Genomic DNA, 11,454 nt, shown 5'->3' on the forward strand with positions numbered 1-11,454 from the left:
CGCTCCCGCACGGCCGGCCGTGCTCACCACCGTCAGGGCCGGTGAACCGGCTCGGGGTGTCGCGGTCCGTGCCGGTTCAGCGTGATCGCGGTGACGACGAGACCGTCGCGGGCCAGCCAGCGGCCGGTGAACCCGTCGAGTGGCCGGCCGGCCACGACCGGGCCGGGCACCAGGAGCCGAGCCGTGAAAGTGCCCGCGGCCGGGTCGAGTTCGATGTCCGCCTCGTCGAAGTCCAGCTCCCGCCCGGTGAGCGGATACCAGGTCTTGAACACGCTCTCCTTGGCGCTGAACAGCAGCCGGTCCCAGCGGACTTCGGGGTCGGCACCGCCCAGGGCACGTACCTGTGCCCGTTCCCGGGGCAGGGCGACGGCGGCGAGTACGCCGTCAGGCAGCGGACCGTTGGGTTCCGCGTCGATGCCGATCGCGAGGGTGTCAGAGGCGTGTGCGACGGCCGCGGCGCGGTAGCCGTCGCAGTGCGTCATGCTGCCGACCACGCCCTCGGGCCACTGTGGCGCACCCCGCCGGCCGGGCAGCAGCGGCACCGGTGGCAGGCCGAGAGCCCCGAGGGCGCGCCGCGCACAGGCCCGTACGGTCGCGAATTCGCGCTGTCGCCGGGGGACCGCCCGCGCCACGGCCGCGGTCTCTTCCGGGAAGGGGAGGGTGGCCGGCTCGGCCGGGTCCGGTGGCAGCTCGTCGAACGCCTCGGCCGGTACGACCCCACTGGGGAGGATCTCCTCGATCATGCCAGGTCTCCCTCGGGTCCTTTCCGCTCCGGTCGGTTCGCTGTCAGGCAGGCTCTCGATCAGGTCCCTGTCAGGCCGGCTCTCGATCAGGCTGGTTCGCCGCCGACTTGAGCCGGGCGCGCAGCACTTCGATGACGTCGGCGGACCGGTCGGTGAGATAGAAGTGGCCGCCGGGGAAAACCTGCATGTCGAAGGCGCCGGTGGTGTGCTCGCGCCATGCCCGGCCCTCGTCGAGCGTCGTCTTGGGGTCGTCGTCGCCCACGAGCACGGTCACCGGGCAGCGCACCGAGGCACCCGGTTCATGACGGTACGTCTCCACGGCCCGGTAGTCGCTGCGGAGGGCGGGCAGCACCAGGCGCAGCACTTCCTCGTCCTCCAGGACCCGGCTGTCGGTGCCGCTCATGCTGCGCAACTCGGCGACGAGGCCGTCGTCGTCACGCTGGTGGACGGTTTCGTGGCGGTAGCGGGAGGGTGCGCGACGGCCGGAGGCGAACAGGTGGACCGGTCCCCCGCCGTCGCGTTCCATGCGGCGGGCGACCTCGAAGGCGACGAGGGCGCCCATGCTGTGTCCGAAGAACACCACGGGGCGGTCCATCCGGTCACGCAACGCGTCGTGGACGTGGTCGGCGAGCGTCCCGACATCGTCCACGCAGGGCTCGGTGTGCCGGTCCTGGCGGCCCGGGTACTGGATGGCGAGGACCTCGGCGTCCGGGGTGAGGGCGAGGGCGACGGGGTGGTAGTAGCTCGCCGCGCCTCCGGCGTGCGGGAAGCAGACCAGGCGGACGGGCGCGTCCGGTGCGGGGAGCGGGCTCCGGCACCACAAGGTGGCGTCCACGGTGTTCTCGGCCATGGTCAGTCCTTCGTTTCCGTCGCCGCCGGACGGTGGGCGGTCGGGCGCGGCGTGGTGTGCGGGCCGGTGGGGCGGCGGTTCAATGCTCCGCGCGGCGGCGTCATTTGATGAACTCCTCGACGACCTTCGGCGGCCAGATGCCCACGGTGAGCACGCCCATGGAGTACGCCCGGGAGACCAGGGCGGCCCGGTTGGGCACCTTGAGCTTCCGGAGCAGGCCCGTGACGTGGTACTCGACGCCCTGTCTGCTGAGGTAGAGCCGGGCGGCGAGGGGGACGGTGGAGAGGCCGGCGGCGATGCCTTCGAGGATGCGCGCATCGATCTCGGTGAGGATCTTCTTGCGGTTGGCGACCACGCCGCCGTCCTCAGATATCTGCGTCGGGGGCATGAGCACGAGGATCGAGCTGACGTCGGACGTCCCACCGCGTACGGCGACGGCGGTGAGCGGACTGGCGAACGCGGAGTCCTGCTGCCGCACGGCGACCATCTGCGTGACGAACCGGTGGCGTTTGCCCTCGACCAGGCGGGAGAACTGCCGCATCAGCGGCTGCCGGACGCTGGGGTGCACCAGGTCGCGGAAGCTGCGTCCGCAGACCTCCGCCGAGGTGGCGCCGAACTGCCGGAAGAATTCCTGGTTCGCCTGCTGGATGGTCAGCGCCGGGTCGAGACAGGCCATGCACAGGTCGGGCTGGTCCAGCGGTGGTGGGGTGCCGCCCTGGTCGCCCAGGAGCCCTGGTGACGGGGCCTGCGTCGAATCGGCGAGTGTGGTCGTCGCCACGAGACTGCCATCCCTTCGGATTCCGGAAGTTCATTCGGAATCACACGCTAGAATTGCGTCAAAGATTCAAGGAAAAGAATTCATTTGGGCTCCGTCCCGGAATGCCCTGGCCAGCTGATCATTCGCTGATACCGGAAAGAACATTAGATAGTCCGAGTACGGACGTCAACGCCGTCCCGTGGCCGCACGGCCAAACCTGCGGTTGCATTTTCGGATGGTTCGGTCTGCGCGCACACCTTCGGTGGTCGTGGTACGGACTGGCGCCCGGTCGTGCGCGCATGCGCCCTCAACAGCATGTTTAACCGGCCTGTCACACGGGTTGACGCGATCGTCACCGTACCTCGGCGACGGCTGCGGACTGCGGGCGTCGGATTTCGGAAACCGCTAACGCATTTCGGCCGATCCCTGGTCGGCCAGCGCCTCCACGAGCTCCCGCCGTCCCGAGACACCAAGTTTTCGATAAGAATTCGTCAGATGCTTCTCAACTGCACGGGAACTCACTCCGAGTTCATCGGCTATCTCCTGGTTGGTGAGGCCGCGGCTGACGAATGCCGTTACCCGGAGTTCGCTGCGGGTCAGCTTGGCCTCCTGCTGTACGGGGGCCGCACTCCGGCCGTCCCGGGATTTCTCGGAGAGCCACGGTGCCCCGCAGCCCAGGGCGAGCGCATCGGCCTCGCGCAGCAGTTCCCCGGCCTCCGGAACACCGTCCAGCCGTTTCCCCAACTGCTTGAGCGCACGGGCGAGTTCGAGTTCGTCGGCCGAGCCGCGCAGCACGCCGACCGCCTGGCGCAGCAGGATGACGCCCTGGCTGCCGCTGTGCAGTGCGGCCTTGAGGCGCAGTGCCCGGCCCAGGGTCGCGGGTGCTCCCCATTCCTCGGCACGGGCGTGTTCCTCCTCCGCGAGCGCGAGGGCCGCGCGGGTGTCGCCGAGCCGGTGGTGGAGGCTGATCGCCCAGGGCCGCCAGGCGAAGAGCGCGGGGTTGCGCCAGCCGACCGCCTCCAACCGCCGCCCGGAGGCGAGAAATCCCTCCAGCGCACCGGCCAGCCGGCCGCTCTGGGCGTCCACGGCCGCGGCGAGGGTCTGCATCATCGCGGCCACGGCCAGGCTTTCCCGGCGGTGCCCGCGGGTGTCGAACAGGATCTGTTCGCTGAGTGCCGGGTCGCGGAGCTCCAGTGCAACGGCGACGCGGACGACGGTGGCGATGGTGCCGATCTCGTGCCAGTCGGCGGCGGCCAGCCGCGCCGCGCGCTCGGCGCGCTCGCGGGCCTCGGCGGGCCGCCCGCGCGCGAGGAGCACCATGGCCTGCTCGACGTGGATGAGCGCGTCGGCGACGGTGACGCTCTGCCGGCGGGTCCGCTGTTCCAGGCAGAGCCAGGAGTCGATGCCCTGGACCGAGTCCGCGGCGGACAGGGCGAGGACGACCAGCGGCAGCACGGAGTGCACACGCGCCGAGGTGGCGGGTTCGCGTTCGAGGATGCGGTTGGCGAGGCGGGCGGCCGAGGCCGCGGAGAGCCGGTTGGTGAGGATCGCCGCGTTGAGCAGGACGGCCGCCAGCTCGCGCTCGGCGCCCGAGTCCAGCGGCGGCTCGTCCCCCATGGCCCGCAGCCGCCCGACCGCCGCGTTCAGTTCGGCCGGGTCCTCGTGGCCGCAGTGCCGCAGCCGGGCCTCCAGCCGCAGGGCCATCTCACGGGCCGTACCGCCGAGGGAGTCCGGTGCGCCGAGGTCATCGGCGACCTGCCGCAGCAGCTCGACGACCGGCGACGACGCGAGGCCCAGGAGGGTGGGTGAGATGCGCAGCACCGCCGCGGCCTTCTCCCAGGCGGTGGTCAGCAGCGGAACCGCCTGGGAGATGTGCCGTTCGCAGGCCGCGCGGTCGAAGGCGCGCTCGGCGGTGGCGAGGTCGATGAGCAGCCGGGCCCGGTCCTCGCTCTGGGCGGCACTGTCGAGGAGGGCGCGCCGCAGATAGCGGGCGGCGGTGTCGGGTGCGCCGCGGCGCAGGGCGGTGTCGGCGGCGGTCCGCAGCACGGCCATCGACCAGGGGTGGCGGGAGACGGTGAGGGGCATCAGCTGGGCGGCGACCTCTTCGGCGGGGCAGCCGCGCCGGTAGAGCAGGGCGGCCGCCGTGTCGTGCAGGGTCTCGCGCTCGGCCATCGTCAGGAACGATTCGACGGCGTCGCAGACGGCGCGGTGGACGAAGCGCGGCTCCCGCCGGGCGGCGAGGAGCCCCAGTGCGCGCAAGGAACGCAGGGCGGCCGCGTAGCCGATGGTGTCCAGCCCGGCGAGCCGGGCGAGGAGTTCGGGGTCGTCCTGCTCCTCGAAGACGGCGATCGCGGCGGCCAGGTTCCGTACCAGCAGCGGCTGGGTGCGCAGGCAACTGGCCAGCCGGTCACGGAGTTTGGCGGGCCGCAGGGCACGCGCCGCACCGGCCCGGTCGGCGGTCGGCCGGCTGCCGGTGACGGCCATGGCCAGCAGTACGGATCTGAGGAAGACGGGGTTACCGGCGGAGATCTCGTGGCAGGCGTGGACGAACTCCTCGTCGCCCGGCTCGCCGAACTGGTCGCAGACCATTTCTCCGACGGCGTCGAGGGAGAGCGGACCGGGGTGCAGCACCTGTCCGGCCGCCTCGGCGATCTCGCGTACGAGGGGGTGCTCGGCGCGTGCGTCGCCGTCGCGCACGGTGCAGACCACGACCGCGCGCAGCCCGTGGAGGCGCTTGGCCAGGTAGCCGAGCCAGCGCAGCGAGGGAGTGTCGGCCCATTGCAGGTCGTCGACGAGGACGAGCAGCCGGCTGTCCGCGCTGACGTTGGCCAGCAGCGTGCGCAGTCCGTGCAGGACCGCTTCCGAGGGGGCGGCGAGCCGGCCGTCGGCGGCGGGCGCGGTCTCGTCGGCGAACACCAGGCGGGCGAAGCAGGTCCGGTCCCGCAGCCAGCGTTCGCGGGCCTCTTCCGGAGCGCCGGCGAGCAGGCTGTCGAAGAGCTGACGCACCACGCCGAACGCGAAGTCCGCCTCCATGGGCGCCGCGTTCGCGCGCAGCACGCGGACGTCCTCGCCGGCGACCAGCTCGGGCAGGTGCTGGAGCAGCGCGGTCCGGCCGATGCCCAGCGGGCCGGTCAGCAGCAGCAGCGCCGGTCTGCCCTCGTCGGCACCCCGCAGCGCGGTGCGTACCAGCGCCACCTCGGTCTCCCGCTCCCACAGCATCGCGTCAGCATCCATCCATGGCTCGCACGAGCGCGCTCAGTTCCCTGCGGCCACTGATGCGCAGTTTCTTGTAGACACCGCTCAGTCGCAGTTCGACGGTGCGCCGGGACACCGACAGCAGCTCCGCGATGTCCCGGTTGCCGTGCCCGCAGCCCGCGAGGAGCGCGGTGCGCCGTTCGGCCTCGGTGAGCGTGTCCCAGCCGTGGTGTCCGGCGGCGTCGGGCACGGCGGGTGCGGCGGGGCTGCGGAGGGCGGCGCCGAGCTGGCGCACGCGCCCGGCGAGCCGGGGCACCGGACATGCCGCGGTGAGCAGTGCCACCTCGGCCACCAGTGCCGCGGCCCGCTCCCGGTCGCCGCCCTCGCTCTCCGCGGTGGCGAGTTCGACCAGCGCCCCCGCGTAGGCGGCGCGGGCGGGTGAGCCGCGGAGCACCGCGGCCGCCATGCGCAGCCGGTCGGTGCGGGCCGGGCCGGCGGCCGGCGCGGCGCCGAGTTCGGCGCGGCCGAGGGCGCTCGCGGCTCCCCAGCGGCAGGCCAGCCGCAGCTCTTCGCGGCTCAGCCGCAGGGCCTCGTCGCGGTGGCCGAGCGTGTGGGCGAGCCGGGCGGCCAGGGAACGCCAGGGCAGCAGGGCCGGGTTGATCCACTGCCGGCGCAGCAGTCGCCGTCCGCATTCGCGTAACAGCTCCAGGGCCGCGGCCGGTTCACCGTCGGCCGCGGCGGCCAGGGCCCGGCCGAAGAGGAGGAACGACCACAGGACGCTGTCCTCCGCCCCGGCCGGGGTCGGTGCGCAGGCGAGGGCGCGGGCCTGGTCGCGGCGGCCGTTCTCCAGGTCGATGGTGATGCGCAGGCTCAGCAGCTGGGGCACGGCGTACGGGTGCCAGCTGGTGAAGGGCAAGGCGCGTTCGGCGGCGGTGATGTCGCGTTCGGCGGCGCCGATGCGGCCGCAGCGCAGATGCAGTTCGGCGCGGATGCCCAGGATGCGGCCGACGACCGTGGGGGTGCGGTGGCGGCGGGCCTGGGCGAGGAGGGCGTCCAGATGGCGTTCGGCCTCTTCGGTGTCATCGGTCAGGGACAGGGCACGGCAGGCCACCAGGCGGGGCAGGACGAGCGAGTCGGCGTCCGCCGGGCCGCCGAGGGCGCTGCGGGCCAGGGCCCTGGTCGCGTCGGGGTCGTCGCCACGCAGGGCCAGTTGCCAGGCGCGGACGCCGGCCCGGGGGGCGTCCGCGGGCCGGTCGGGCAGTGCGGGGACCTCGGGCAGGACCAGCTCGGTGTCGTCCTGCCGGGTCTGTTCGGCGAGCCAGTACAGGGCGATGAGGCCGTCCTGTTCGCCGCCGTCCGCGGCCGGGATCGCTTCGGCCGCCGCACGGCGGCCCCAGTCGGCGTTGCCGCGGGCGAGTCCGAGGTCGATGGCGCGGGCGCGCAGCCGGCCGGCGCCGTGCTCGGCGCGGGTGATCCCGGCGAGCCTGCGGTCGCCGGCCTCGGGCGCGGTCATCACCTCGGCGGCGGCCAGCTCGAATTGCAGCCGGGCGCGCTGCGCGGGTTCCAGGGGTTCGTCGAGGGCGCGGGCGAGGCAGGCGACGGCCACGGCGTGCTCTCCGCGGTGCTGTGCGGCGGCGGCGCCGCGGCACAGGGCGGGGGCGGCCCAGGGCGTGCCGAGGGGGCGGGCGTGGAGCAGGAGTCCGGCGATGTCCTCGTCGGCGGCGGCCGCCCGGTGGGCGCATTCCGCGACGCGGGCGTGCAGGTCGGCGCGCTCGTCGGCGGGCATCTCCTCCAGGACGCGGGCGCGTACGAGCGGGTCGTGCACGCGCGGTGCCGCCGCGTGGCCGGCCGTGGTGAACCCGCTCGCCTCCAGGACCGCCCGCAGCCTCGGTTCGGGGAGGTGCCGCTGTCCGGCGAGCAGGCAGACGAGGGGCAGCTCCAGGAGGTCGCCGCAGACGGCGAGGGCGCGCAGGACGGCGACGGCCGCGTCGGGCAGTCCGTGCAGCACACGTGTCGTGTGGTCACCGGCGGCGGCCGTGACGAGGTCGCGCAGCTCCGGCAGGTATCCGGCGACGGGTTCGTATCCGTGCCCGGTGAAGCGGCGCAGCGCGGTGTGCAGGACGGCGGGGTGGCCGGCGGTGAGGTCGACGGCGGCCTCGGTGAACCGCTGGTCGCCGGCGATGCCGCAGATCAGTTCCACGGCGGTGGCGACGCCGTGCGCGCTCAGCGGGGACAGGGCGAGTTCGGCCGTCCGCACGGCCGGGGCCGTCGGCCAGTCGGCCGCACACGGCGAGGGGGAGTCGTGGACCGGGACGCCGCTGCTGCCGGTAAGGAGTGCGACGGGGGTGCCGGGCAGCCGGCGCACCAGGGCCTGGAGCCACTGGAGCGAGGCGGGATCGAGCCACTGGGTGTCCTCGACGACCAGCAGGGTGGGGTGGCTCCGGGCGGCACACAGCAGCTCGGCCATACCGGCCAACCGGTCCGGCCGGCACGGGAGTTCGTGGGGCGGTCCCTGCGGCGGTCCGGTGAGCTGGACGACGGCGCCGTGGCGCAGTTCGCGTTCGGCCCCCGTCGCCCTGGCGTGCCGTACGCGCAGTCCGCGGTCCGCGGCGAGCCGGGCCGCCCACCGCAGCAGGGCGTGCTGGCCGAGGCCCGGCCGGCCGGTGACGGCCACGACGGCCGGGCGGCCCGTGCCCAGTTCGGTGATCACCGAGTCCAGTACCGCGCGCTCGCGGTCGCGCTCGATCAGGAGCAGCTCGGTGGCGACGCGCTCAGCCTGCTCGTTCGCCATGGACACCGTCCCGCTCCGTTCGTCCCGGTGTCGCCCGTGCGACCCGTGGTTCGGCCGCCTCGGCGGGGTGCTCGGCGCGGATTCCGGCGGCGTGCAGGATCGCGGCGAGGTCGGTGCGCTGACTGACGCCCAGTTTCCGGTAGACGCCGGTCAGGTGCATCTCGACGGTGCGCACGGTGATGAACAGCGACTCCGCGATCGCCCGGTTGCTCACCCCTGCCGCGGCGAGGGCCGCGATCTTGCGTTCCCGGCCGGTGAGCAGGTCGACGGGCGAGCCGGTGATCTCCCGCATGCGGCCGCCGGCGGTCAGCAGCGCCCGGCGGGCGGCTCTGCCCAGCGGGAGGGCGCCGCAGCGCTGGGCGAGGCCGGCGGCGGTGCGCAGGCGTACCCGGGCGCCGAGCCGCTCGCCGGCCGCCAGCAGCGCCCGGCCCAGCAGATATTCGGCCCGCGCCTGCTCGCCGCGGGCGGGTGAGTCGGCCAGGGTCTCGGCCGCCTCGGTCAGCGGGCCGAGACCGGCCCGGCCGATGGTGCTCACGCCGCGGGCCACGGCTGCCAGCCCGAGGGCGCGCGGGGTTCCCCAGCGCCGGGCGAGGGCGGTGCCGTGCACGGCGAACTCGCGGGCCTCGTCGTGGCGGTTCAGCTCGGCCAGCAGACAGGCCGCCTCCGCCCACCAGGGGACGAAGGCGGCGTTGGTGATGCCCGCGTCATCGAGTGACCGGCCGCAGTCGCGCAGCAGGCCGAGCGCCGTCGCGCTGTCGCCGAGCGCCCGCCGGGCGCGGGCGCGGGCCATCAGGTACCAGGGATAGTCGATGGCGAAGGCGTCCAGGTTGCGCCGTTCCATGCCGTCGAGCAGCCGTTCGGCCTGCTCCGGTTCACCTCGGTCGGTCAGTACGGTGGCCAGGGCGATCTGCGGGACCGTTTGGTACCCGCGCCATTTCTCCTGGCCGATGGCGTCGATCGCGCTCCGGGCTGCGGACAGCGCGTCGGGGAGGGCGCCGAGGCCGTGCAGCACCAGGGCGCGGTGGGACAGCGCGAGCACATACGTCCGGCCCGCGGCGTTCTCCCGGCCGTACCGGAGTAGGCGGTCGAGCGCGGCCAGGGCCTCCTCCGGTTCGTCGGCCAGGTTGAGGGCGAAGGCCGAGCCCAGCTGTGACCAGCCGCCCGGCGCGACGCCCGGGAACCGCAGGGCGCGCCGGGCCAGCTCGACGGTGCGCTGAGCCGACTGGCCCTCTATGGCGGTCAGCACGGTCATCATGGCGAGCAGCTGGCACTGTGCGGGGGTGTCACCGGGCGGTACGGGCAGTCGCGCCGCGCGGTCGCGGGCGGCGGCGATCGTCGCCTTCCCCGCTGATCCGGCGATCAGCAGTGCGGACTCGACGAGCGTGCGCAGTTCGCGGTCGCCGGTGTCGGGCTCCTCCTTCGCCGCCAGTTCGTCCACGATGGTGGTGAGGATCCGTACGGCGGAGTGTGCTTCCGGCCCGGTGAGGCAGACCGTCGCGTACTGCACGGCGACGGCCGCCCGGGTGCCCAGGCCGGCGGCCGGCACCAGCGCCTGCCGCAGCAGCGCGAGGGTTTCCACGGGGTCGGTTTCTGCCAGCGACCGGGCCAGTTGGATGCGCACCGGAAGGCTGTCCGGCTCGCTCCGGAGCAGCCGGCGCAGATAGCGGACGGCCTCGTCGGGCGCGCCCCGGGCCTGGGCGCGCGCCGCCGCATCGCGGAGCACCGCGGCCATCCAGGGCTGGCCGAGGTCGGGGACGAGCAGCAGCTGGTCGGCGACCTCTTCGGCGGGCCGGCCGAGGTCGCTGAGGAGCAGGGCGGCCCGTACCCGCAGTTCGGCGCGCGCCCGGTCGCCGAGCGAGCCGAGTACCGCCGTGCGCACGGCGTCGTGTGCGAGGTCCAGCCGGTCGGGGGCCACGACGTCGGCGCGCCGCAGGACGGTGACGGCCTCGTCCACACGCTGGGCGGGTACCGCGGTGAGCGCCGCGACGCGCTCCGGGGACGTCTCGCCGAGTACGGCGATCGCGCCCGCCACGTCGCCGACCCAGCCGGGCTGGCGGGCCAGCAGGCCGCGCAGCGACCCGGCGACCACCTGCCCGCCGACTTCGGCGACTCGGCGCGTGCCCCGCTCGTCCGGTGGCACGCCCTCGGCCCGCAGCGCGTGCAGCAGCCGGGCGAGGAGGCGCGGGTTGCCGCCGGTCACCGCCGTGGCGCGGGCGGTGAAGGAGGCGTGGGCGGGCGCGGGGAAGACCTCCCGCACGATCTGCCCGACGTCCGTCCGGGTCAGCGGTGTCAGGTGGAGGAGGGCCGGGCGGCACTGCGCGGTGATGTCCTCCAGCGCGGCGAGGGCCACCGGCCGGGTCTCGGTGCGGTGCGCGAGCACGACGAGCAGCGGCAGACCGTCGGCCCGCCGCAGCAGGAAGTCGATCCAGCGCAGGGAGCGTTCGTCGCACCAGTGGGCGTCGTCCAGTACGAGGGCGAGGGGGCCGTCCGTCATGAGGTTCGCCGCGAGCCAGTACAGCCCGTGCAGGACCGCGTAGACGGCCGCGGCGTCGGACGGGTGCTCGGCGGCCGGGCCGGCGGTGAGCGCCGGGAGTGCCCGGCGCGCGGTGCCCCGCAGCAGCGGGGAGTCCCCGGCGTCCTCGGTGCACAGGCCCAGCGGTCCGAACAGGGCCCGTACGCTGCCGTAGCCCGCACCTGCCGCGGCCTCGGCGCAGGTCCCGTGCAGGACGGTCATGCTCCGGCCGGGGCCGCCGTCGAGGAAGGCGCGCAGCAGGCTGGTCTTGCCGATACCTGCGGGGCCCGACAGGATCACCAGGCCGGAGCGTCCGGCGCAGGCGGCCTCCGCGTAGGAGTTCAGCGTCATCAGCTCGTCGGCGCGGCCGACCACGGCGCTGGATAATCCGGAGGCGTCTGTCCGGTCCAGCACCATAGGCCCTCACTCTCCGCGGACGCCGCCTCTCACCGACGGCGCCCAGTCCTCATATCTTGCGAAAAATCACTCAAGATTATGATGATCGATGCGCGTCAGGTTACCCGGTCAGAAATCTTGTCGCCCCTTCGGCTCCCGTTCAATCCGGTGGCGCATGCCACGTCCTTGTGATGTCCTGACCCGTTGACC

The 11,454-nt window shown here is 74.0% G+C and carries 6 protein-coding genes; all 6 read right to left on the reverse strand.

Going from position 1 to position 11,454, the window contains the following annotated elements; translation table 11 throughout:
* Positions 1-32: 32 nt before the first annotated feature.
* The gene (locus tag ACLJWH_RS26495; protein ID WP_411144259.1) at positions 33-743 is read right to left on the reverse strand and encodes a 4'-phosphopantetheinyl transferase family protein; all 711 of its coding nucleotides are present in this window, start codon (positions 741-743) and stop codon (positions 33-35) included.
* A gap of 70 nt (positions 744-813) precedes the next feature.
* Positions 814-1,593 carry a thioesterase II family protein gene (locus ACLJWH_RS26500; protein WP_411144260.1) on the reverse strand — a complete coding sequence of 260 codons (780 nt, stop codon included), beginning with the start codon at positions 1,591-1,593 and terminating at the stop codon, positions 814-816.
* Between the two features lie 100 nt (positions 1,594-1,693).
* Positions 1,694-2,269: a LuxR C-terminal-related transcriptional regulator gene (locus tag ACLJWH_RS26505; RefSeq protein WP_411144413.1), complete on the reverse strand. Its 576-nt coding sequence runs from the start codon at positions 2,267-2,269 to the stop codon at positions 1,694-1,696.
* A gap of 486 nt (positions 2,270-2,755) precedes the next feature.
* Positions 2,756-5,584 carry an ATP-binding protein gene (locus tag ACLJWH_RS26510; protein WP_411144261.1) on the reverse strand — a complete coding sequence of 943 codons (2,829 nt, stop codon included), beginning with the start codon at positions 5,582-5,584 and terminating at the stop codon, positions 2,756-2,758.
* Entirely contained in the window at positions 5,574-8,336 is a 2,763-nt protein-coding gene (locus ACLJWH_RS26515) for an AAA family ATPase (RefSeq protein ID WP_411144262.1), read from the reverse strand. Before ACLJWH_RS26515 ends, ACLJWH_RS26510 begins: the two co-directional genes overlap by 11 nt.
* On the reverse strand, positions 8,317-11,265 hold the full coding sequence (locus ACLJWH_RS26520; RefSeq protein WP_411144263.1) for a helix-turn-helix transcriptional regulator: 2,949 nt from the start codon (positions 11,263-11,265) through the stop codon (positions 8,317-8,319). The genes ACLJWH_RS26515 and ACLJWH_RS26520 overlap by 20 nt, the downstream gene beginning before the upstream one ends.
* Positions 11,266-11,454: the final 189 nt, after the last annotated feature.

Source organism: Streptomyces sp. x-80 (assembly GCF_046549095.1).
Taxonomy (GTDB): Bacteria; Actinomycetota; Actinomycetes; order Streptomycetales; family Streptomycetaceae; genus Streptomyces; species Streptomyces celluloflavus.